Genomic DNA, 21,204 nt, shown 5'->3' on the forward strand with positions numbered 1-21,204 from the left:
CGTGCACTTCGAGTACGAGCCCGGCCGCCCGGTGCTCCACGACATCTCGTTCGAGGCGAAGCCCGGGCAGGTGGTGGCGCTGGTGGGGCCGTCCGGGGCCGGAAAGAGCACCCTGGTGGACCTGCTGCCCCGCTTCATCGAGCCGAGCGCGGGCCGGATCACCCTGGACGGCACGGATCTCCGGGAGCTGCCGCTCGGGTCGCTTCGTTCCCTGTACGGGGTGGTGAGCCAGGAGACGGTGATCTTCCACGAGACGGTGCGCGCCAACGTGAGCTACGGCGAGAAGCGTCCCGAGGAGGAGATCTGGGCGGCGATCCGGGCTGCCAACGCCGAGGACTTCGTGCGGGAGCTCCCCCACGGCCTCGACACCGTTCTCGGCGACCGGGGCGTGCGCCTGTCCGGGGGGCAGCGCCAGCGCATCGGGATCGCCCGCGCCATCCTGAGAGATCCGCCGCTCCTCATCCTCGACGAGGCGACCTCGTCACTCGACACGGAGTCCGAGCAGCTCATCCAGGCGGCCCTCGACCGGCTGCTCGCCGGGCGCACCGTGTTCGTGATCGCCCACCGGCTGTCCACCATCAATGGAGCGGACCGCATCCTCGCCCTCGAGGATGGCCGACTGGTCGAGTCGGGGACGCACGCCGAGCTGTATGCGGCGGACGGCCTGTATCGGCGGCTGTGCGACCTGCAGTTCTCGGCGCCGAATCAGGCCGCGGGCGGCGGCTCCGGCGGGGCGGCGTAGGCCTCTTCCAGCGATCCCCAGTCGTCCAGGGCTCCCGACAGCTCGAGCTTCTCGAACGAGCGGTACAGGCGCCGCAGGTTGGCGACGGCGCGTCGGTCGCGGGTCGGGCCGTCCAGCACCGAGGCCCGGTCCAGGTCGATCACGAACACCGGATCATCCGCCTCCTCCTGCACGAGCAGGTTCCAGGCGTTGAGGTCGGCGTGCACGCCGCCTGCCTCGTGGAACCGCCGGACCGACCGTCCGATCGACTCGAGCATCCGCTTCCGCCCGTTCCCGGAGGTCCGGGCGAGGGCGAGGGCGGCGGGTCGGGCCCTCGGGATCCGCCGGGTGACGAAGCAGCCGTGGTAGCCGATGCCGGCCCGGGACTGTACGGCGGCCAGCGCCTCCGGCACCGGGGCCCCGCGCTTCCACAGTCGCTGGGTGGCGATGAGCTCGGAGAACGCACGGTTGCCGAGGAAGTAGAGTCGGCGGTTGAACCTCTCGACGAACCCTCCCCGCCGATACGGTCGCACGATCGCCTCGCCGAGCGCTCCGGCAGGGACCGTCCGCACCGTTCCGCGCCCTCCCGCCAACGGTTCGCGCCCGGTTGTGTCTGCCTCCCCCGCGCCGGGGACCGTGAGCAGGGGGGCGCGCGCGCAACCCAGCAGGCGGTGACGCCGGAAGGACTCCAGGAAGTCGTTCCGCACGAAAGCGGTGGTGCGATCCTCCCGCAGCCGCGTGAAGTCGCCGGACATCCATTCGGGCAGTCGTGCGCGCATCGATGCAACATGACATCCGAATCCCCGGTGCGCGACGACCCTTCTCGTTCGCCGCGGATGTCCTTACCTTTCGGCCCATGAGGAACCCATGTCCCCCGGGGTCGGCATGACCCGCCCTCCGCTTCGAGTTCTCCACGTCGAGTCGGGTCACGAGTGGCGTCTGACCCGAGACCAGGTGCGCATGCTGGTGGCCGGGCTTCGGGACGTCCCCTTTGTCCGGCAGACAGTCGCCACCCTGGAGCGCTCCCGGCTGGAGCGGGCCGCGCGCGATCTCGGCGTGCCGGTCGTCCCCCTCCCGTGGTCCGTCGGTAGCGATCCCCGGGCGCTGCGCACGCTCGCCCGTCACGCGCGGCGCCGGTGGGAGATCGTGCACGCCCACGACTCCCACGCTCTCCGGCTCGTCACCTACCTGGCGGCGCTCGAGGGGTCGCAGAGCGGCCTCGTGGCGGCGCGCCGTAGCGTGGACAGGGTGCGTTCGGTATGGAAGTGGCGGCGGGCGAATCTCGTGCTGGCCGTGTCGGAATCGGCCCGCGAATCCCTCATCCGAGCCGGGGTCGAGCGGTCCCGGATCCGGGTCGTGCCGGAAGGGATCGACCCCGAGGGTCTCGAGGAACAGCGACCACGCGGGCTGCGGAACGTGGCCGGAGCGAGGCCCGAGCACTTCGTGATCGCCTCGCTGGCGGCCCTCGGGCCGGACCGGGACCACGGGACGCTGCTCCGCGCCGCCGCGCTGGTGACCGCCCGGCACCCACAGGCGAGATTCGTGATCCTCGGGGAGGGTCCGGAGCGACGACGGCTCGAGAACCTGATCGAGCGGCTCGACCTCGAAGGGCGGGTCTGTCTTCCGGGGTTCGTGGAGGGCATCCGGTCGTCGCTCTCCGACGCCGACCTGTTCGTGATGCCGTCTCTACGGGAGGAGCTGTCGACCGGCTGCCTCGAGGCGATGTGGCTCGGCGTTCCCGTGCTCATGACGGCCGAGGGTGACGGCCGGCTCCGCGGGGAGGGTATCGAGCCCGTCCGGAGGGGAGATCCCGAGGGCATGGCGGCCGCCATCGGAAAGCTCATCGAGGACGAAGCCTACCGGAAGGGCGTGGCGGAGCGGGCACAGCGCTACGCCCGCGCCCACGGGTCGGCCGAGATGGTGCGAGCGACTCTCCGTGCCTATCAATCCGTGGCGAGGATGTGCCGGGGCCGATGAGCCTTCGCGATCTCACGGAATACCTGCCTGCCCGCGCCGCCGAGGGGATTCTCGGGGCCCTGCCGAGAGGGCTGGCGTCGGGGCTCGGCCGCGGGGCCGGGAGCCTCGCGTGGCTCCTCGGCACCCGGCGTGACGTCGTCCGCCGACAGGTGGCCGAGGCCTTCCCCGGCCGCGACGCGGACTGGGTCGAGTCGGTGAGCCGTGGCTGCTACCGCCACTTCGGGCGTGAGATCGCCACCGTCGCCCGGATTGCTCGCACCGGAGGCGGGTTTTTGCTTTCCGGGCTGGAGGGCGGACCCGAGGGGGTGGCCCTGCACCGCGAGGTGACGGGCGGGGGCGGGGCGATCATCGTGACCGGCCACGTCGGTAACTGGGAGGCCGCCGGGGCGTACCTGGGGGCCGCGGGGATCCCCATGGCCGCGGTGGTGAAGCAGCAGCGGAACGCCGCCTTCGACGCCCGGATGATCCGGACCCGCCAGGCGGCGGGGATCGAGCCGATCTACATGCAGGACGCGCGCACCCGCATTCCCGTAGCGCTTCGCGAGGGAAAGACGGTGGCGCTGGTGGCCGACCAGGACGCCGGAGACCGCGGTCTGTTCGTGCCCTTCCTGGGGCGCGAGGCGTCCACCTTCCGCGGCCCGGCCCGGCTCGCGCTGTCGCAGAACGTGCCGCTATTCTTCGGGGCGGTCGTCCGGTTGAGCTCCGGCTACGGGGCGGTGCTCGAGGAAGTGGAGCGGCCGGCGCCGGGCGCGGGGGCCGAGCTGGAGCTGACCCGGCGCTGGGTGAGCCGGCTCGAAGCGCAGGTGCGCGCCCACCCGGAGCAGTATTTCTGGTTTCATCGGCGGTGGAAGACCCGGCCCCCGGAACGTGCGCCGGACTCTGCCGGTACATAGCGAGGTACGAGCAACGGAATCCTCCGCGGGGCCCGAGGGTCTCCCGGAGAGACGATACCGAAAGGAGCGGCACGCCGCGTGATCTACATTACGCTGCCCGTGCACAACGAAGAGCACACGATCGGTGTGCTCATGTGGAAGATCCGGAAGGTGTTCGCCGAGCTCGGACGCGACTTCCGGATCCTCGTGCTGGATGACGCGTCCACCGACGGCACGGCGGACGTGCTCGAACCGTACCAGCGGGTGCTTCCCCTCACCGTGTTCCGCCACGAGAAGCGCCGCGGGTATGCGGCATCGCTGGAGCGACTGATTCGGGAAGTGGCCTCGGCGTCGCGGTACCCGAAGCGGGACGCGGTGCTGGTCATGCAGGCCGATTTCACCGATGGGCCGGAGATGATCCCCGAGATGCTGCGTCGCTTCCAGGGCGGCGCGGACCTGGTGGCCGGCAACCCGGTCGATGTGTTCGACGCCCCGCGCACCGTCCGCCTGGCGCGTCTCGGGGCCTCGATGATCGTGAAGCCCGGGGCGCTATCCGACGAGGTGGAAGACCCGTTCTGCGGGTTCCGGCTGTACCGGCTGATAGTCCTGAAGCGGGCCCTCGCGGGGCTACCGGAGGGAACGCCCCTTCTGCGGCACGAGGGCTGGGCGAGCAGCGTCGAGCTGCTCGCGGCCGTCACTCCACATCTGCGGAAGGCCACCCAGGTGGACATCTCCACCGACTACTCGAGGCGCTATCGCCGCAGCCGCTTCCGCGCCCTGTCCACTCTGTGGGGGCTCGTCCGCGCCTCGCGGGATCCGAGGCTCAAGCGGCGGCCCGCCGAGGGCAAGGCATGAAGCTCGGAGAGTTCCTCCGGCTGCTTCTCGTTTCGCCGGTCCTTGTGGTTTGTCTGGTCGTCCCGGCGGTGGGGCAGCCCGCCGCTTCCGACGATGGCCCGCTGGAAGCGTGGCGCTTTCCGGTCGGAGAGCGAATGGAGTTCTCGGTCAGCTGGGGCCGGGTGCGGCTCGGGGAGGGCTCTCTGGAGGTCGAGGGGATCGACACGATGGAGGGTCGTCAGGCGTACCGGGTGGCGATGGAGGTGTGGGGTGGACCCCCGTTCTACCGGGTCGATGACCGGCAGGTGTCGTGGATCCAGCCGCGCCCGTTCGGGTCGGTCCGGTTCGAGCAGCATCTGAGCGAGGGGAGCTACAAACGCAACACGCGCTACCTGTTCGATCTGGACGGGATGACGTACGACCGCTACGACCTGGTCGACGACGAATGGACGGCGCGCGACGGCGAGACCGCAGTCGAGATCTTCGAGGGGGCGCTCGACGACATCTCCTTCCTGTACTTCGCCCGTCTCCTTCCTCTCGAGGTCGGCGAGCGGTACGCCTTCGAGCGCTACTTCAAGGAGAAGGGCAACCCGGTGGTCATCGAGGTCTTGAGACGCGAGGAGATCCGGGTGCCGGCAGGCACGTTCCAGACGATCGTGGTCCGTCCGATCATCCAGACCGGGGGCGCGTTCGGTGACGAGGGGGAGGCGGAGCTGTATCTGACGGATGACGACCGCCGGGCCATCGTGCGCCTCAAGGTGGGCATGGCGGTCGGGTCCGGAAATCTCTACCTGACCCGCTACGAGCCGGGAGAAGGAGAGCTGATCCCGGTCGAGGCCGCGGACGATGTCTCCGGTGAGGACCGGGCGGCGGGCGTCGGGGAGGCGCCGTGAGCGAGCGGTCCGATCCGAGAGATGGAGTGCGACGGATCCCGGTGAGCGAGCGCCCGAACAAGGTGTCCTCGGGAGACTTCGCCGTCCCACCGGGCGAAGCCGGCACCTCGTTCGCCGATTTCTACGCCTCCCTCCCGCACATCCTCGCCTCCGATTCCCTCCGTGCGGTGGCCCGCGGCGTGGCGTCGGCGATGCGCGAGGAGCGCGCCATCGTATGGATGCTGGGCGGGCACGTGGTGAAGACGGGGCTGTCCCGGGTCCTGATCGACCTGATGGAGCGGGGCGCCGTCACCCACCTGGCGGTGAACGGGGCGACGGTGATCCACGACTACGAGACGTGCCGGTGGGGAGGTACCTCCGAGGACGTCGAGGCGGGGCTGTCGGACGGGACGTTCGGCATGGCGCTCGAGACCGGTCGCGACATGAACCTCGCCATCGTGCGGGGACGGGACGAGGGTCTCGGCCTGGGGGCGGCGCTGGCCGCAGATCTCGAGGCCCGGACCGACAACCGCCACCCGGAGCTGTCACTGCTCCTGGCCTGCCGCCGCCTCGGCGTTCCCGTCTCGGTGCACGTGGCCATGGGGGCGGACATCATCCACCAGCACCCCGAGGCGGACGGCTCGGCCATCGGAGCCGCCTCCTACGCCGACTTCCTGTCCCTCGTCCGCACCCTCCCGGGACTCGATGACGGCGGAGCGGTGCTCAACGTGGGCTCGGCGGTGATCCTCCCGGAGGTGTTCCTGAAGGCCCTCACGATCTGTCGCAACCGGCACGACGGGGCGCCGCGGCGATTCCTCACGGCGGACTTCGACATGATCCGCCAGTATCGGCCGCGGGTGAACGTGGTGGAGCGCCCCACGCGGACCGGCGGAGGTCGGGGATACGCCATCACCGGCCATCACGAGATCATGGTGCCGCTGCTCGCCTGGGCGATCGTGGAGGAAGCCGGACGCTGATTCCCGGGATCGCCCGACAAACCGGGGGTATCCGGGGCTTCCGGGGGCGCTTTGCGGCTCCATCCGGCCGCGGGTATATTTGGGCACGTGAGGCCCGGTGGTCGGGCGGCTCCACGCGAGAGCCGGCGACGCCGGGACGGATTGCATCTGCGAGGAGGATCCTTGTCGAAGAAGGGACAGAAGCAGACCCTGATGGACCAGGCTCGTGATGAGCTTTTCAGTCATATTCAGCGTTGTGGTGTGCTCGAGGCCGAGGACTCGGAGCGCAAGGAGTGGATGTCGGACACGGTCGAGTACCTGCGGGAGCGCTACCCGGCCCTGTCGGACGCCGAAGTCGTCCAGCTCGAGGCCATCGGGCATAGATACTGTCAGCCGGCGATCCCGTTCGGTTCGTCCGAAGGGAAGAGCCCTTCGACCACCGACTGAGGAAAGACGAGGTCGGCGTCACCTGAACCTGCCGCTTCAGAGAACGGCGGAAGTCGGCCGCGCGCAGGCGCGAGCGCGACTGGACTCGTTGCCGGGAGGCCGATTCGGGGCTCCCCGGAACGGGTGTCTCTCCCCGGTACTCTCCACCTGATGGACGGTTCGACCGTCGCCACGATCGTCGTGCTCGTCGGCCTTCTGGCTGCCAGCGCCTTCTTCGTGGCCGCCGAGTTCGCCCTCGTGGCGTCCCGACACCTGCCACATCAGGAAGGCGGCGAAGAGCCTCCGCGCCCGCCGCCCGCGGTTCGGCGCGCGAGACAATCCCTCGAGCGCCCGATCTCGGGGGCCCGCCTGGGGGCCACGCTCAGCGTGATCGCCCTCGGCTGGTTGGGCACCGCGTGGCTCGCGCCGCGGATGGACCGCGGGTTCGCTGCGGCCGGTGTCGCCCTGCCGGCCGGGGTCGGGCACGCCGTCGGGGTGGTGTTGGCGATCCTCGCGGTCGCGGTGCTCTACCTCGTGCTGGGAGAGCTCATCCCGAGGGCCATCGCGCTGGAGCGCGCCCGCCGCGTCGCCCGGTGGACGGCGAAGCCGCTCAACGCCTTCGACCTGGTCGCGTCGCCGCTGCTGTGGCTCCTGAACGCGGTGGCGGAGCCGATCGTCAACCGGGCCGGTGGAGACATGCCGCGCGGATTCGGTCAGGTGCACGGGCCGGCGGAGATCGAGGCCCTGCTCCGGCACAGCCGGGCGGAGGGCGTGGTCGAGGAGGACGAGGAGGAGATGATCCACGGCGTCTTCGAGCTCACGCGGACGGTGGCCCGGGAGGTGATGACGCCGCGTCTGGACATCGTGGGCTTCCCGGAGACGGCCACCCTGGACGAGGTGCTCGACACGGCGGCGGAATCCGGCTTCTCGCGATTCCCGGTGTACCGCGAATCCATCGACGACGTCACCGGCATCGTCCTCATCAAGGACCTTCTCGGCTGGATGCGCGGCACGCCCGACGGGGGCGACTTCTCGCTGACCGCCGTGATGCGGGAGCCGTTCTTCGTGCCGGACTCGAAGCCGGTCGACGACCTGATGGCCGAGTTCCGGGACCAGAAGCTGCACATCGCGCTGGTGGTGGATGAGTTCGGGGGTACCGACGGCCTGGTGACCCTCGAGGACCTCGTCGAGGAGATCGTGGGCGACATCTTCGACGAGCACGACATCGCCGAAGAGGACATCGTGATGCTGAGCCGAGACCGGGCCCGGGTGGACGGAGGCGCCGACCTCGCGGACCTGCTCGAGCACTTCGGGCTCGGCGAGGTGGAGGGTGTCGAAGAGTACGACACGGTGGCGGGCTACGTGATGGGCACGCTGGGCCGCATTCCGGACGTCGGGGTCACGGTGCCGCTCGGGTCCGCGGTGCTGGAGGTCAAGGAGACGTCCGAGCAGCGCGTCACCGGGCTCGAGCTTCGTATGCCGGCGCCCGGGGGAGCGGAGAGGAAAGCCGTGGACGGCGCGGCGGATGCGGCGGACGCGTCGGAGCCACGAGCGGAGGAGAGTTGATGGGCGAAACGGGGCGAGGAGAGGGCAGAGGAAAGGGCACGGGCGGCCTCAGCCGCAGGCGCTTCATCCGCACAGCGGGGGCCGCGGCGGGCGCCGGTGCGCTGGGACCGGCGCTCCTGGGCCGTGAGGCCGTGGCGCGGCCGCGCGGCCCGCTGATCCTCGACGGGGCGGCCGTCCAGCCGGCGGCGATCTCGAGTGGGAACGGGGCCCGGGCCACGGAGACGGCCCTCGACGCCATCCGCGCGGGGGCCGGTACGCTCGAGGCCGTGGTGAGCGGCGTGAACCGGGTCGAGGCGGATCCGGACGACCGCACGGTCGGGTACGGGGGGCTGCCGAACGCGCTCGGAGTCGTGCAACTGGACAGCCAGGTGTACCACGGCCCGACGCGCGGCGTCGGAGCCGTCGCGGCCCTCGAGGGGTACGTGCACCCGTCCCGGGTCGCCGTGGCCGTCATGCGATATACGGATCACGTGCTCCTGGTCGGCCGCGGAGCGGCCCGGTTCGCGGCCGAGATGGGGTTCGAGCGGACCGACCTCCTCACCCCGGAGTCGCGGGAGGAGTGGCTGGCATGGCGGGCCGCGCTCTCCGAGGAGGACGATTACCTGACGCCCGCGGAGAGCGGCGAGGCGGTCCGCGGCTTCTCGAACCCCGGAGGTCCCGAGCGGGCCGACGAGGAAGAGGTCGGACGGCTCGACTCGTACGACGGGGTCCGGCCGATGGGGACGATCCACTGTTCGGCGGTGGACGCTGCGGGCGACCTGTCGGCCGTCACCACGACGAGCGGACTGTTCTTCAAGGTGCCGGGACGCGTCGGCGACAGCCCGCTGCCCGGGTGCGGGTGCTACTGCGACAACGATGTCGGGGCGGCCGGATCGACGGGTCGCGGGGAAGCGGTGATCAAGACGGTCGGGGCCCACCTGATCGTCGAGGAGATGCGGCGGGGAGCGCACCCGGAAGACGCCTGCCTGACGGCTCTCCGGCGCATCGTGGACTGGACCGTGGAGAGCCGCCTGCTCGATGAGACGGGGCGGCCCAAATTCAACGTGAACTACTATGCCATCAACAAGCGCGGCGAGACGGGGGCCGCCGCCATCTGGTCCGGAAGGCAGCACGCGGTGAACGACGGGAACGGAAATCGTCTGATGGACAGCGCTTACCTCTTCGAGAGAGAGTAAGGAACGCATGGGAGATTCCCGGTTCTGGAGTGCCGAGGAGTTCGATCGGCGGGCGCAGCGGCTGTACGAGGCCGGCGACTACGACGGAGCGCTCGAGACGCTGCGGCGGGGAGCCACGCTCTTCCCGGACTCCGTCGAGCTGATGGTGTCGCTCGGGTACACGCAGCTCGCGCGCGAGGACTACGTGATGGCCCGGCGGGCCTTCGGCGACGCTCTGGCGCGTGAACCCGACCACGAGGACGCCCTGGTGGGGCTGGGCGAAAGCCACCTCAAGCTGGGCGAGCGAGCACGCGGGTTCGGATGCTTCGAGCGGGTCCTGGACCTCGGATTCGGGGCGGACCTCGACCTCATGCTTTCGGTGGGTCGGGCCCTGTTCCGCGAGGGGCTTTGGGAACACGCCGAGCGCTTCTTCCGACGCGCGGTGACGGCGGACGCCGAGAGTGCGGACGCGGCCGCCGACCTCGCGTATACGCTGCACCGTCGCGGGGACGGGGTCCAGGCGAAACAGTGGCTGGAGCGATGTCTCGACCTCGATCCCGGCAACCACGACGCCCGTTCGCTGCTCGCCAACCTGTTCTACGAGGGCGGCGAACCCGAGAAGGCGCTCGATCACCTGGGCCGGATCCCGGTCGATCACCTGTGGGACCCGGTGAGCGTGTGGAGGCTGGTGGAGCTCACCCGGGCGTACCGGGAGATGAGCGAGGGGGCGAGAGAACTGGACCCGTACCTCGAGCGGCTCGATCAGCTTTTCGTGGATCCGACGCCCGAGGAGCGCATCCTGCTCGAGGTGGAGATGGAGGCGGCGGGCCTCCAGGCGGCTGCCATCGCCACCCGCGATCAGCTCGACCTGTTCAGCGGGGATCCGGACGCCGCTCCGGTGGTACAGCGCATGGACTGGACGGGGATCGTCCGGGCGATGTGCGAGAGCTCCGCCGATCCCGGGCAGTCGGTCGAGGAGTTCATGCGGGACACGGCCCGGCGGATCCGGGACATGACGGGCATCGAGATCCCGGACGACGATCCGGAGGCATTTCTCAAGGCGTCTGCGCGGGCCGGTGTGCTGCACATCGATCGGTAGCCGGGGCGGAGGGGATGCGTGGAGAGGAGCAGGACGATGACGATGATGGATGACATGCGGGCGCTGCTCGAGAGACGGCTGACGGAGGAGGGGATGCCGGCGGGCATTCCGATCTCCGTGGCCGAGCTGCACCGTCGGTTGCTGCCGTATCCGCTGTGCCGGGACCGGCTCGACTTCGCCACCAAGGCGGAGTACGACGTGGGTCTCCTCCGGCTCTTCGTGGACGGACAGAGCCTCGAGGTCCCGGAGGCGGCCCTGGTGGAAGCGGTATCGAGAGAGCTTCGATCGCCCGAACCGGGGCTGGCGATGCTGCAGCGCTTTGCCGCCTCCGAGGTGAGGCTTCGCTCGGGGGGAGCCGCCGCCGATCCGGTGCCCATAGAGACGGGCGCGGACCCCGGGAACGGGGCCGGCGAGGAGCCGGTCGTGGAGACCGGCCCGCCGCTCGCCGAGCTCGAGACGGGGCGCGAGCGGAGAGACTTCATCCCGGGTCTCGACGACCCGATGCTGGTGCCGCAGGACGAGTCCGCCGACGCGCTCGGACGTAACCGATCGACGGCGTCCATTACGAAGTCCGCAGGTAACGGAACGCCATGCCGCAGCTGCCGGGAGCCGCTCCCGGATCGATCGGGGCTCCGATACTGTCCGCATTGCGGCGCCGACCAGGAGCGCTGGCCGTGTCCGTCGTGCGGGGAGGAAGTGGAGCGGGGGTGGAGTTACTGCGCGCTGTGCGGTAAGATGATAGCGCAATGAACGCATGAGCGGAGGCGCGGGCATACGCGCCGCCGAACGGTTGAGACACGAGTTGCACAGGAGCTATACGGTATGGAAAAGAGGATCTGGGGAATCATGATGGCGGCCTTCGTGGCCGTGAGCCTGTCCGCCTGCAGCGGTGATGCGAGCGCGAACGGCGGCGACGAGGCCGACGCGGCGCCGGAGCAGGCGCAGATGACGGCTGCCCCCGAGGCGGAAGCCGACGCGGGGATGGCGGAAGAGGCGGCCATGCCGCAGGAGCTGCCCGAGGGCGTGACGCAGGAGATGGTCGCGGAGGGCAAGCAGATCTACAGCGGTGCCGGCATCTGCATGTCGTGCCATGGGCCGAACGCCGAGGGGATCCCGAATCTCGGGGCCAACCTCACGGACGACGAGTGGCTTCACATCGATGGCTCGTACGAGTCGATCGTCCAGAACATCCTGAATGGCGTGTCGGCGCAGGAGTCCAGCTCCGGTGTCCCGATGCCCCCGAAGGGTGGCACCGCGATCACGGACGACCAGGTGCGCGCCGTGGCGGCGTACGTCTGGACCCTGAGCCACTGAGCGAACCGGCACGATCGTCGGTTCGCCGTGCCTGGAGGCCGGCGCCTTTCGAGGTCGCCGGCCTTCTTCATCTCCGAGGATACGCTGATCGGATGAACCTCCCGTGATCCGGGTCGCCCTGATCCCCGGCGACGGCGTCGGCCCCGAGGTGCTGCGCGAGGCGGAGCGCGTGCTCGACGCCTGCGCCGCCGCCGGCCTCGTGGAGCTGCGGACCGAGTCGTTTCCGCACGGGGCCGAGCACTACCTGGCCACCGGTGAAACGCTCTCGGACGCGACGTTCGAACGGCTGCGGGACGGGTTCGATGCCATCCTGCTCGGGGCCATGGGCGACACGCGCGTGCCCGACGGACGTCACGCACGCGACATCCTCCTCGGGCTGCGCTTCCGGCTCGACCTCTACATCAACTTCCGCCCGGCGCGGCTCCGGCTGCCCGAGCTGTCCCCACTTCGACGATCGGATGACCATCCGATCGACTTCGCGATCTTCCGGGAAAACACGGAGGGGCTGTACACGGGGGCCGGCCACGTCGTGTCCGAGGGGCAGGACGACGAGCGGGCCGTCAGCGAAGCCATCGCCACCCGGCGCGGCGTCGAGCGGATCGTCACCGCCGCCTTCGAGCACGCCCGGGCGACGGGCCGGAGGCGAGTCACGCTCGGCGACAAGGCGAACGCCGTCCCGCACGTGTTCGGGCTGTGGCGCCGCGTATTCACCGAGGTGGCGGCCCGTTATCCGGACATCGAGCCGGAGATGCAGTACGTGGACGCCCTCGCCATGCTCCTGGTGCGAAGCCCCGAGCGCTTCGACGTGATCGTGACCTCGAACCTCCTCGGCGACATCCTGTCGGACCTGGCGGCCGAGCTGGTGGGTGGCATGGGGCTGGCGCCGTCGGCGAACCTGAACCCGGGACGCCATGCCCTGTACGAGCCGGTGCACGGGAGCGCCCCGGACATCGCGGGGTCCGGTACGGCGAACCCGATGGCGGCCATCCTCAGCGTAGCGCTGCTCCTGAGAGATCACGGCGCCGCCGAGGCGGCGGAACGGGTGGAGGAGGCGGTGGACGCCGCGCTTCACCGCGGTCTCCGAACGCCGGACATCGGGGGCTCGAGTCGCACCGGCGAGGTCGGCGCCTGGATCGCCTCGCGTGTCCGGGAAGGCCTCGACCGCGCATGAGATGTCGCTAGACCGCGAACACGGACAGCCACAACGGAGAGCAGAGAGACGATGACATCGGACAGACAGGTAGTGTTCCTCGCCGCGACCCGCACGCCGTTCGGGACCTTCGGCGGAAGCCTGAAAGATCATTCCGCCACCGAGCTCGGCGTGGTGGCCGCCCGCGCGGCCGTCGAACGGGCCGGGATCGACGGTTCGGAATACGGGCAGGTGTTCTTCGGAAACGTGATCCAGACCTCGGCCGACGCCGTCTACCTCGCCCGCCACGTCGGCCTCAACGCGGGCCTGCCGATCGAAGTGCCGGCGATGACGCTCAACCGCCTGTGCGGCTCGGGCTTCCAGGCCGTGATCGACGGGGCGGAGGACATCCTGTACGGCGGTTCACGCGTGTGCCTGACCGGTGGAACGGAATCGATGAGCCAGGCCCCCCACGTCGTGCGGGGGGCCCGGTGGGGCCTCAGGCTGGGCCCGGCCGTCCCGTTCGAGGACTCCCTGTGGGAGGCGCTCACCGATACCTACTGTGGCTTCTCGATGGCGCAGACGGCCGAGAACCTCGCCGACGAGTACGAGATCAGCCGCGAGGAGGTGGACCGCTACGCCCTCCGCAGCCAGCAGCGGGCGGCGGCGGCGTGGGAGGAGGGGAAGTTCGACCGGGAAGTCGTTCCGGTGACGCTCGTCAAGCGCGGCAAGGAATTGGAGTTCCGGGCGGACGAGCACATCCGGGCCGACACCACGATGGAGGGGCTCTCCTCCCTCCGTCCCTACTTCAAGAAGGACGGGCTCGTCACCGCGGGCAACGCCAGCGGGATCGGAGACGGCGCTGCCGCCCTGGTGATCGCCGATTCGGAGTTCGCCGCCGCGCACGGCCTCGTCCCGATGGGGACCCTGGTGTCATGGGGCGTGGCCGGCGTACCGCCCCGGATCATGGGCATCGGGCCTGCCCCGGCAGCGCGCAAAGCGCTGGAGCGGGCCGGCCTCACCCTCGACGACATGGACGTGATCGAGGTCAACGAGGCGTTTGCCCCGCAGTACGTGGCGGTCGAGAGGGAGCTGGGTCTCGACCGGGAGCGGGTGAACGTGAACGGGGGCGCGATCGCCCTCACGCACCCGCTCGGGGCCACTGGTGCCCGGATCACCACGCACCTGCTCCACGAGCTCGGGCGGCGCGGCGGCGGCCTCGGCCTCGGTTCGGCGTGCATCGGCGGCGGGCAGGGCATCGCGGTCATCGTCCGGGTCGAAGGGACCGCGTAACCGGCCACCTTCCCTCGACCTGTCGGACCGTCGCGGATGCGGCGGGCACATCCTCCGCGGCGGGTGTATGTTACCCCGGACGGACGCCGGCCGACCGGCCGGGGTCCCGTCCCCGCACATCCGATCCCCGGGACCATGGAGGCTCCCATGGACGTCATACTCGCTCTGATCGCCATCGGGGGCGCAGCGGCCCTCTCTACCAGTCTCCGTATCCTCCGCGAGTACGAGCGCGCCGTCGTGTTCCGACTCGGTCGGGTCCGGCCGATTCGCGGGCCCGGGTTGATCTTCCTGGTGCCGTTCGGGATCGAGCGCATGGTCCGGGTGGGGCTGCGGATCATCGCCATGGACATCCCGCCGCAGGACGTGATCACCCGCGACAACGTGTCGGTGAAGGTCAACGCGGTGCTCTACTTCAAGGTGCGCGATCCGTCCCGGGCCGTCCTCGAGATCGAGGACTACCTGTTCGCCACCTCGCAGCTCGCCCAGACGACCCTGCGGTCGGTGATCGGGCAGGCGGAGCTCGACGAGCTGCTGGCCGAGCGCGAGAAGTTCAACCACATCCTGCAGCGGATCATCGACGAGGGAACCGACGTGTGGGGAATCGACGTCACCGGCGTGGAGGTGAAGGACGTCGACCTGCCCCAGGAGATGAAGCGGGCCATGGCCCGTCAGGCCGAGGCCGAGCGCGAGCGGCGGGCCAAGGTCATCAACGCCGAGGGCGAGCTCCAGGCGGCCTCCCGCCTCAAGGACGCGGCGAAGCTCCTCAGCCTGCAGCCGGCCTCGCTCCAGCTTCGCTTCCTGCAGACGGCTTCCGAGATCGCGGCCGAGAACAACTCGACCACCCTGTTCCCGCTGCCGGTGGACCTGTTCTCTCCCTTCCAGAAGCTGTTCGAGGAGCGGAAGGAGCTCACGGCGGCCGAGCGGGAGGAGATCGCGGAGCTCGAGGCGAGGGCGCGGAAGGCGGCGGACGAGGCCACCGGCCTCAGCATGCCGTCCCGGATCGCGGAGGCGATCGAACAAGCGGGCCTCCTGGAGGAGGGGAAGGTGCAGGAGCTCGTCGAGTCCTCCGAGGCCGAGCCCCTTCGCGTGGAGCGGGATTCGGACGATGAGTGAACGAAGGGCCCTCTCCGAGCGACCGCGGAGCGGCCGGCCGGCGTGACCGAGGAACGGTCCGACGAGCGGCTGCCGGTACCGGGCGAGGTCACGCGCCAGCAGCTCGAACGGGTGATCCACCGGGCAGCCGAGCTCCAGTTCGGCCGAGGGGAGACCTACGATACGCTGGACACCGCCGAGGTGCAGCGCATCGCGGAAGAGGTCGGACTGGAGGGCCGTTACGTCCGACAGGCGCTGGCCGAGGTGCGGGCCGACGCCCTCGCCCCGTCCCGTCCCGAGGACCGGTCGCTGGCGACCCGGGTGTGGGGCGCGGCGGCGGTGCTCGAGAGCCGGGTGGTCCCGGGCGATCCCGAGGAGGTGCTCGAGAAGCTCCGGAAGTATCTGAGTGACCGGGAAAGCCTGCGATGCGTGCGCGACCGCCCCGGGCAGCAGGTGTGGGAGCCCGCCTCCGATCTCATGAGCCAGCTGCAACGCGGCCTCGACTTCAGCGGACGGGGCTACCAGCTGGCAAGGGCGAAGACGCTGACGATCCAGACCCAAGAGCTGGAGGAGGGTCGGACGCTGATCAGCGTGGTCGCGGATCTGTCCAATGCGCGGGCCGGTCACGCCGCCGCGTGGTACGGGTCTCTCGGAGTGTTCGGACTCGGCTCCGCGCTCGGTGCCGTGCTCGGAGAAGGCGCCTCGGCGGCGATCGTGATACCGTCGGTGACGGCGGGCGTGGCCGCGGTGGGCACCCTCGGTACGGTGAAGACCCTGGCGAAGCGCCGCGAGCGGATCGAACTGGCGGTGCAGGGGCTGCTCGACCGGCTCGAGCGAGACACCGGCTTTGCCACCGATCGTCCGACCCTGAGGGAGCGGATCAGCGATCTGCTGGACTGAGCCGAAAGCCAGAAGCCGACGACGGGGAACGACGTCGAACGAAAACGAACGAAAGCCAAGGAGCGAAGTGTGAGCGACATAAAGAAGGTGGGCGTCGTCGGATGTGGACTGATGGGCCGGGGCATCGCCCAGGTGAGCGCCGCGTCGGGCTATGAGACGGTGGTGCGGGAGGTGAACGACGATCTCCTGCAGGCCGGGCTGGGCGCCATCCGTAAGCAGCTCGATCGCGCCGTCGACAAGGGCAAGATGGAAGCCGGGGACCGGGACGCGACCCTCGGCCGCCTCAGCGGAACCGTGACCCTCGAGGAGCTGGCCGACTGCGACATCATCGTCGAGGCGATCGTCGAGGACATCGAGGTGAAGAAGGACCTGTACGGGGCGTTGGACCGCCAGTGTCCGGAGCACACGCTGTTCGCCTCCAACACCTCCAGCCTGACGGTGACCGAGATGGCGGCATCCACCAGCCGGCCCGACCGGTTCGTCGGCCTCCACTTCTTCAATCCGGTTCCGGTGATGAAGCTGGTCGAGGTCGTCCGGACCGGCGCTACCTCCGATCGGACGTTCGAGCGCGCCTTCGCCTTCGCCCGCTCGCTGGGGAAAGTTCCGATCGCCTGTCGGGACAACTCCGGCTTCGTGGTGAACCGCCTCCTCGTACCCTACATGCTCGACGCGATCCGGGCGTACGAGGAGGGAATCGGCTCGATCGAGGACATCGACACCGGCATGAAGCTGGGTTGCGGCTACCCGATGGGTCCCTTCGTGCTCGGCGACTTCGTCGGGCTCGACACCCTGTACTACATTGCCGAGATCATGTTCGAGGAGTACCGGGAGAAGCGGTTCGCTCCCCCGCCCCTGCTGAAGCGGATGTACCTGGCGGGATACCACGGACGGAAGACGGGCCGGGGCTTCTACGACTACTCGGGCGACGAGCCGGTCGTGGCGGAGTTCGTGAAGAAGTAGCGAACCGCCCGGAAGACCCCGAGCCCGCACCCACTCCCCGTTCCGGGGTCGCCGGCCGCGGCGGTCCCGGAACATTTTTTGTCTAAGTGTTTATAAGAAAATACGTTATAAAACGCGACACCTCTCCCCGGATAGCCCCGAGGGGGAGGCGGAGCCATTCATTTCCGAAGAAGGAGTTCTATGCATCGCTTCGTGATCCATACGACGGACAGCGCACCCGAAAAGGCGGCCCCGATGCTCGAGAAGGTCGAGGAAGATCTGGGGTACGTGCCGAATCTCCTCGGCGGGCTGGCCGACGCACCGGCCGTGCTCGACGCCTATCTGAGCCTGGATAAACGGTTCAGGAATACAGAACTGACGCCACTTCAGCGCAACATCGTGCTGCTCGCCGCGAGCCGGGCGAACGAGTGCGAGTACTGCATGGCCGCTCATTCGACGGAGCTCGCCGAGGCGGGCTTCCCGACGGACGAGATCGAGCGGGTCAGGAGCGCCGAGCCGCTCTCGGAGGACCGGCTGGAAGCGTTGCGGCTGTTCACGCACCGCATCGTGGAGCGACGCGGTCATCCGACCGATGAGCACATCGACGAGTTCCTGGAGGCCGGGTTCGAGCGGCCGCAGGTGCTCGAGGTCGTGCTGGGCGTGGCCATGAAGACGCTGAGCAACTACACGAATCACATCATGGACACGCCGCTCGACGAGCAGATCGCCGAATTCGCCTGGACTGGGTCCGGCGAGAAACCGGAGTCGGAGCGGCAGCCGGCCACGACTTCAGCCTGATGCGACGCGCAACTCATTCGGAGTGATCATTTTACGAATCCGGCAGGCCTGCCCCCCGCAAGGCGCGGGGGCACGCCCGCCGAACCAGGGAAAGGACCCGCATTACATGAATTGGCAGGAAGTGAAGGGACACTGGAAGCAGTTCAAGGGTGAGGCCCGCCGCCGGTGGGGCGAGCTGACCGATGACGATCTGGACCGGATCAAGGGTGACCGGGAGATTCTCGTGGGCCGGCTGCAGGAGCTCTACGGGAAGGGCCGCGAGGCGATCGAGAAGGAAGTCGACGCCTGGTTCGAAGAGCTGGACAGGCAGGCGGTCAGTTGACGGTGCTTCGTCCCGCCCGGATACGAGTCGGGCGGGCGGCCGATCACCGAAACGTCGTCGGGGTTTGATCCCCCGGCGGCGTTCGTGTCATCTTGGGACCTTCGATCCGCCTCGAAAGGGCGTGCGGACAGGATGGCGGCGAACGGAGGAGGGACCTTGAAGTCGAACGGCAGGCGCAGAATCGGCCTCGGGCTGCTGTTGGCGGCCTTCGCGCTTCTTCCGCTGGGCTGCGACGACGATGACGACGATCCGACCGGTCCGTCGAACGCTCCCGCCAGTCACACGATCTCCCAGGATGGCGTCCGGCACCTGGCCGGCCTGAACGATCCGGAGACGAACTGCACGGCGTGCCACGGGGCCGACCTCCGGGGCGGCGACAACGGAGAGCCGGGATGTTACAGCTGCCACGGCCAGGAGTGGCCGTGAGCGCCTACGACCAGTGGTACAAGGACGCCATCATCTACGAAGTGCACGTCAAGGCGTTCTTCGACCATACCGGTGACGGACGGGGGGACTTCCGGGGCCTGATCGACAGGCTGGATTACGTGCAGGACCTGGGCGTGACGGCGCTGTGGCTTCTGCCGTTCTACCCCTCGCCGCAGAGAGATGACGGCTACGACATCTCGGACTACTGCGGAGTGCACCCCGATTACGGGACGCTCGGTGATTTCAAGCTCCTCATCCGCGAGGCGCATCGCCGGGGCCTGAAGGTCATCACGGAGCTGGTGATCAATCACACCTCGGATCAACACCCCTGGTTCCAGGCGGCGAGGCGCGCCGAGGCTGGCACCCCGGAGCGAGACTTCTACGTGTGGAGCGACACCGACGCGCGCTACCCGGACGCCCGGATCATCTTCACCGACACCGAGACCTCGAACTGGACGTGGGACCCGGTCGCGAACGCGTACTACTGGCACCGGTTCTTCCACCATCAACCCGATCTGAATTTCGACAATCCGAAGGTCCTAAAGGCCGTGCAGCAAGTCCTCCGCTTCTGGCTCGACCTCGGGGTGGACGGGCTGCGGCTCGACGCCGTTCCGTACCTGATCGAGCGGGAGGGCACGAACTGCGAGAACCTTCCCGAAACCCACGAGGTGATCCGGAAACTGCGAGCCACGGTGGACGAGCACTACGAGAACCGGATGCTGCTCGCCGAGGCCAACCAGTGGCCCGACGACGTGCGCGCCTACTTCGGCGACGGAGACGAGTGCCACATGGCCTTTCACTTCCCGGTGATGCCCAGGATGTACATGGCCATCCGGCAGGAAGACCGGGCCCCGGTCGTCGACATCCTCTCCCGCACGCCGCCCATCCCCGAGGAGTGCCAGTGGGCGCTCTTCCTGCGGAACCACGATGAGCTCACGCTCGAGATGGTGACGGACGAGGAGAGGGACTACATGTACCGCGAATACGCGGCCGATCCCCGGATGCGGGTGAACGTCGGGATCCGCCGCCGCCTGGCGCCCCTGCTCGACAACAGCCGCCGGCGCATCGAGCTGATGAACAGCCTCCTGTTCTCCTTTCCCGGCACGCCGGTGATCTACTACGGGGACGAGATCGGGATGGGAGACAACATCTATCTCGGCGATCGGGACGCGGTGCGCACCCCGATGCAGTGGACGGCGGATCGGAACGGAGGCTTCTCGAAGGCCGATCCGGCGAGGCTCTATCTTCCGCCCGTCATGGACCCGGTGTACGGATACCAGGCGATCAACGTCGAAGCGCAGCAGCGGAATCCGTCGTCGCTCCTCCAGTTCATGCGGCGGCTGATCACCCTGCGCCGGCAGTACAGGGCCTTCGGCCGCGGGTCGCTGGAGTTCCTCCACTCGAGCAACCAGAAGGTGCTGGTCTACCTGCGTCGTTACGAGGAGGAGGTGATCCTCGCCGTCGCGAACCTGTCCCGGTTCGCACAGCCCTCGGAGCTCGATCTGCGGGAGTTCTCCGGCTGGACGCCGCTCGAGATGATGGGGCACACCGAGTTTCCCCGCATCGGGGAGCTCCCCTACTTCATCACGCTCGGGCCGCACGAGTTCATGTGGTTTCTTCTCGAGCCGCCCGGATCCGATTGAAGCGGCGTCGCCCGATTGATCTGGCCGAGGTGAAGGCCCCATCTTGGCGGATCACCCCGTCCGAGGGCTCTTGATGACGTTCATCGACCGATGGATTCAGGGGATGCGGGATCGTTCCCTGTGGCAGGTGGCGGGTCTGTACGCCGCCGGGGCGTGGGTCGCCCTGCAGGTGGTCGACGTTCTGGCGGACGCGTTCGACCTGCCCGGTCGGTTCGCGGCGATGGCGCTGGGTCTGCTCATCGTCGGCTTTCCGGTCGTCCTCGCCACGGCCTGGCTCCAGAAGCGCGGCCAGCGATCCGGGCAGGAAGCGGAGCCCGCGCCCGGCGACCCGGCCGTGCGCCGCCTCTTCACCTGGCGCAACGTGCTCCTCGCCGGCGTCGGCCTGTTCGCCGTCTGGGGCGTGGTGGTCACCGCCTGGCTCCTCACCCGGGAACCCTCCGGCCCCGGCGCGGGCCGTGACCTCGCTCTCGAGGTGTCTCCGTCGGCGATCGCGGTGCTCCCGTTCTCGGTGCGAGGCAGCCCGGACTACGATCACCTGGGCGAGGGGATGGTGAGCCTCCTCGGGATCAAGCTCGACGGCGCCGGTGATCTACGGAGCGTGGATTCCCGGGCGCTCCTCAGCCACATCGCGAGGGAAGGGGGGCCGACGGAGGACCCCGAGCGGGCGGCGGCCATGGCGCAGCGCCTCGGGGCCGGGCTGTTCGTGCTCGGCGACGTGGTCGAGTCCGGCGGCCACCTGCAGATCACCGCGGGCCTGTACCGCACCGACGACTGGGGCGAGGCGATCGTGGTGGCTTCCGCCGCCGGTGACGACGCGTTCGTCCTGGTGGACGAGGTGGCGACGGACCTGCTGGCCGGGGTCGCGGGGGGA

The 21,204-nt window shown here is 69.3% G+C and carries 21 protein-coding genes and 2 pseudogenes; 22 read left to right on the forward strand and 1 reads right to left on the reverse strand.

What is annotated here, in order from left to right:
* The coding region (locus AC36XV_RS09755) for an ABC transporter ATP-binding protein (RefSeq protein ID WP_492203499.1) at positions 1–742 on the forward strand (742 nt) is incomplete at its 5' end.
* On the opposite strand, the gene AC36XV_RS09760 is transcribed toward AC36XV_RS09755, so the two are convergent.
* Positions 706–1,500 (reverse strand): lipopolysaccharide kinase InaA family protein, encoded by a 795-nt coding sequence (locus tag AC36XV_RS09760; RefSeq protein ID WP_492203500.1) that lies wholly within the window; start codon positions 1,498–1,500, stop codon positions 706–708. The genes AC36XV_RS09755 and AC36XV_RS09760 overlap by 37 nt on opposite strands.
* 88 nt (positions 1,501–1,588) lie before the next feature.
* Between AC36XV_RS09760 and AC36XV_RS09765 the strand changes: the two genes are divergently transcribed.
* The 21 genes and pseudogenes from AC36XV_RS09765 to AC36XV_RS09865 form a co-directional block, all read left to right on the forward strand.
* Positions 1,589–2,698: a glycosyltransferase gene (locus AC36XV_RS09765; protein ID WP_492203501.1), complete on the forward strand. Its 1,110-nt coding sequence runs from the start codon at positions 1,589–1,591 to the stop codon at positions 2,696–2,698.
* Positions 2,695–3,591 carry a lysophospholipid acyltransferase family protein gene (locus AC36XV_RS09770; RefSeq protein ID WP_492203502.1) on the forward strand — a complete coding sequence of 299 codons (897 nt, stop codon included), beginning with the start codon at positions 2,695–2,697 and terminating at the stop codon, positions 3,589–3,591. Before AC36XV_RS09765 ends, AC36XV_RS09770 begins: the two co-directional genes overlap by 4 nt.
* A 78-nt stretch (positions 3,592–3,669) precedes the next feature.
* On the forward strand, positions 3,670–4,425 hold the full coding sequence (locus AC36XV_RS09775) for a glycosyltransferase family 2 protein (RefSeq protein WP_492203503.1): 756 nt from the start codon (positions 3,670–3,672) through the stop codon (positions 4,423–4,425).
* Positions 4,422–5,297 carry a DUF3108 domain-containing protein gene (locus tag AC36XV_RS09780; RefSeq protein WP_492203504.1) on the forward strand — a complete coding sequence of 292 codons (876 nt, stop codon included), beginning with the start codon at positions 4,422–4,424 and terminating at the stop codon, positions 5,295–5,297. Before AC36XV_RS09775 ends, AC36XV_RS09780 begins: the two co-directional genes overlap by 4 nt.
* The gene (locus AC36XV_RS09785; protein WP_492203505.1) at positions 5,294–6,253 is read left to right on the forward strand and encodes a GSU2086 family protein; all 960 of its coding nucleotides are present in this window, start codon (positions 5,294–5,296) and stop codon (positions 6,251–6,253) included. Before AC36XV_RS09780 ends, AC36XV_RS09785 begins: the two co-directional genes overlap by 4 nt.
* Before the next feature lie 162 nt (positions 6,254–6,415).
* Entirely contained in the window at positions 6,416–6,679 is a 264-nt protein-coding gene (locus tag AC36XV_RS09790) for a hypothetical protein (RefSeq protein ID WP_492203506.1), read from the forward strand.
* A 150-nt stretch (positions 6,680–6,829) separates the two neighbouring features.
* The gene (locus AC36XV_RS09795) at positions 6,830–8,224 is read left to right on the forward strand and encodes a hemolysin family protein (RefSeq protein ID WP_492203507.1); all 1,395 of its coding nucleotides are present in this window, start codon (positions 6,830–6,832) and stop codon (positions 8,222–8,224) included.
* Complete coding sequence (locus AC36XV_RS09800; RefSeq protein WP_492203508.1) at positions 8,224–9,399, forward strand: glycosylasparaginase; 1,176 nt, start codon at positions 8,224–8,226, stop codon at positions 9,397–9,399. Before AC36XV_RS09795 ends, AC36XV_RS09800 begins: the two co-directional genes overlap by 1 nt.
* 7 nt (positions 9,400–9,406) lie before the next feature.
* On the forward strand, positions 9,407–10,477 hold the full coding sequence (locus AC36XV_RS09805) for a tetratricopeptide repeat protein (protein ID WP_492203509.1): 1,071 nt from the start codon (positions 9,407–9,409) through the stop codon (positions 10,475–10,477).
* 18 nt (positions 10,478–10,495) lie between these two features.
* The gene (locus AC36XV_RS09810) at positions 10,496–11,227 is read left to right on the forward strand and encodes a zinc ribbon domain-containing protein (protein ID WP_492203510.1); all 732 of its coding nucleotides are present in this window, start codon (positions 10,496–10,498) and stop codon (positions 11,225–11,227) included.
* A gap of 72 nt (positions 11,228–11,299) precedes the next feature.
* Complete coding sequence (locus tag AC36XV_RS09815; RefSeq protein ID WP_492203511.1) at positions 11,300–11,791, forward strand: c-type cytochrome; 492 nt, start codon at positions 11,300–11,302, stop codon at positions 11,789–11,791.
* 103 nt (positions 11,792–11,894) lie between these two features.
* Entirely contained in the window at positions 11,895–12,962 is a 1,068-nt protein-coding gene (locus AC36XV_RS09820) for an isocitrate/isopropylmalate dehydrogenase family protein (RefSeq protein ID WP_492203512.1), read from the forward strand.
* 51 nt (positions 12,963–13,013) lie between these two features.
* The gene (locus AC36XV_RS09825) at positions 13,014–14,213 is read left to right on the forward strand and encodes an acetyl-CoA C-acetyltransferase (RefSeq protein WP_492203513.1); all 1,200 of its coding nucleotides are present in this window, start codon (positions 13,014–13,016) and stop codon (positions 14,211–14,213) included.
* A gap of 147 nt (positions 14,214–14,360) precedes the next feature.
* Positions 14,361–15,098: pseudogene (locus AC36XV_RS09830) on the forward strand (slipin family protein); the annotation flags it as partial.
* A 270-nt stretch (positions 15,099–15,368) separates the two neighbouring features.
* A complete protein-coding gene (locus AC36XV_RS09835; protein WP_492203514.1) occupies positions 15,369–16,205 on the forward strand; it encodes a hypothetical protein in 837 nt (278 codons plus the stop codon).
* Positions 16,206–16,274: 69 nt separating this feature from the next.
* Positions 16,275–17,165 carry a 3-hydroxyacyl-CoA dehydrogenase family protein gene (locus tag AC36XV_RS09840; RefSeq protein WP_492203515.1) on the forward strand — a complete coding sequence of 297 codons (891 nt, stop codon included), beginning with the start codon at positions 16,275–16,277 and terminating at the stop codon, positions 17,163–17,165.
* 180 nt (positions 17,166–17,345) lie between these two features.
* On the forward strand, positions 17,346–17,942 hold the full coding sequence (locus AC36XV_RS09845) for a carboxymuconolactone decarboxylase family protein (protein ID WP_492203516.1): 597 nt from the start codon (positions 17,346–17,348) through the stop codon (positions 17,940–17,942).
* A 106-nt stretch (positions 17,943–18,048) separates the two neighbouring features.
* The gene (locus AC36XV_RS09850) at positions 18,049–18,264 is read left to right on the forward strand and encodes a CsbD family protein (RefSeq protein ID WP_492203517.1); all 216 of its coding nucleotides are present in this window, start codon (positions 18,049–18,051) and stop codon (positions 18,262–18,264) included.
* 156 nt (positions 18,265–18,420) lie between these two features.
* Positions 18,421–18,690, forward strand: a complete 270-nt coding sequence (locus AC36XV_RS09855; protein WP_492203518.1) for a hypothetical protein — start codon at positions 18,421–18,423, stop codon at positions 18,688–18,690.
* Positions 18,657–20,312: pseudogene (gene treS / locus AC36XV_RS09860) on the forward strand (maltose alpha-D-glucosyltransferase); the annotation flags it as partial. The gene AC36XV_RS09855 and the pseudogene treS, both read left to right, overlap by 34 nt.
* A gap of 94 nt (positions 20,313–20,406) precedes the next feature.
* Positions 20,407–21,204: hypothetical protein (locus AC36XV_RS09865; RefSeq protein WP_492203519.1), on the forward strand; the 798-nt coding region annotated here is incomplete at its 3' end.

Source organism: Candidatus Benthicola sp., from assembly GCF_058719085.1.

What these genes read in the sequence shown, in the direction of transcription:
- AC36XV_RS09760 (WP_492203500.1), bottom strand. Translation starts at nt 1,500, where the DNA reads ATGCGCGCACGACTGCCCGAATGGATGTCCGGCGACTTCACGCGGCTG.
- AC36XV_RS09765 (WP_492203501.1), top strand. Translation starts at nt 1,589, where the DNA reads ATGTCCCCCGGGGTCGGCATGACCCGCCCTCCGCTTCGAGTTCTCCAC.
- AC36XV_RS09770 (WP_492203502.1), top strand. Translation starts at nt 2,695, where the DNA reads ATGAGCCTTCGCGATCTCACGGAATACCTGCCTGCCCGCGCCGCCGAG.
- AC36XV_RS09780 (WP_492203504.1), top strand. Translation starts at nt 4,422, where the DNA reads ATGAAGCTCGGAGAGTTCCTCCGGCTGCTTCTCGTTTCGCCGGTCCTT.
- AC36XV_RS09795 (WP_492203507.1), top strand. Translation starts at nt 6,830, where the DNA reads ATGGACGGTTCGACCGTCGCCACGATCGTCGTGCTCGTCGGCCTTCTG.
- AC36XV_RS09800 (WP_492203508.1), top strand. Translation starts at nt 8,224, where the DNA reads ATGGGCGAAACGGGGCGAGGAGAGGGCAGAGGAAAGGGCACGGGCGGC.
- AC36XV_RS09805 (WP_492203509.1), top strand. Translation starts at nt 9,407, where the DNA reads ATGGGAGATTCCCGGTTCTGGAGTGCCGAGGAGTTCGATCGGCGGGCG.
- AC36XV_RS09815 (WP_492203511.1), top strand. Translation starts at nt 11,300, where the DNA reads ATGGAAAAGAGGATCTGGGGAATCATGATGGCGGCCTTCGTGGCCGTG.
- AC36XV_RS09825 (WP_492203513.1), top strand. Translation starts at nt 13,014, where the DNA reads ATGACATCGGACAGACAGGTAGTGTTCCTCGCCGCGACCCGCACGCCG.
- AC36XV_RS09845 (WP_492203516.1), top strand. Translation starts at nt 17,346, where the DNA reads ATGCATCGCTTCGTGATCCATACGACGGACAGCGCACCCGAAAAGGCG.
- AC36XV_RS09850 (WP_492203517.1), top strand. Translation starts at nt 18,049, where the DNA reads ATGAATTGGCAGGAAGTGAAGGGACACTGGAAGCAGTTCAAGGGTGAG.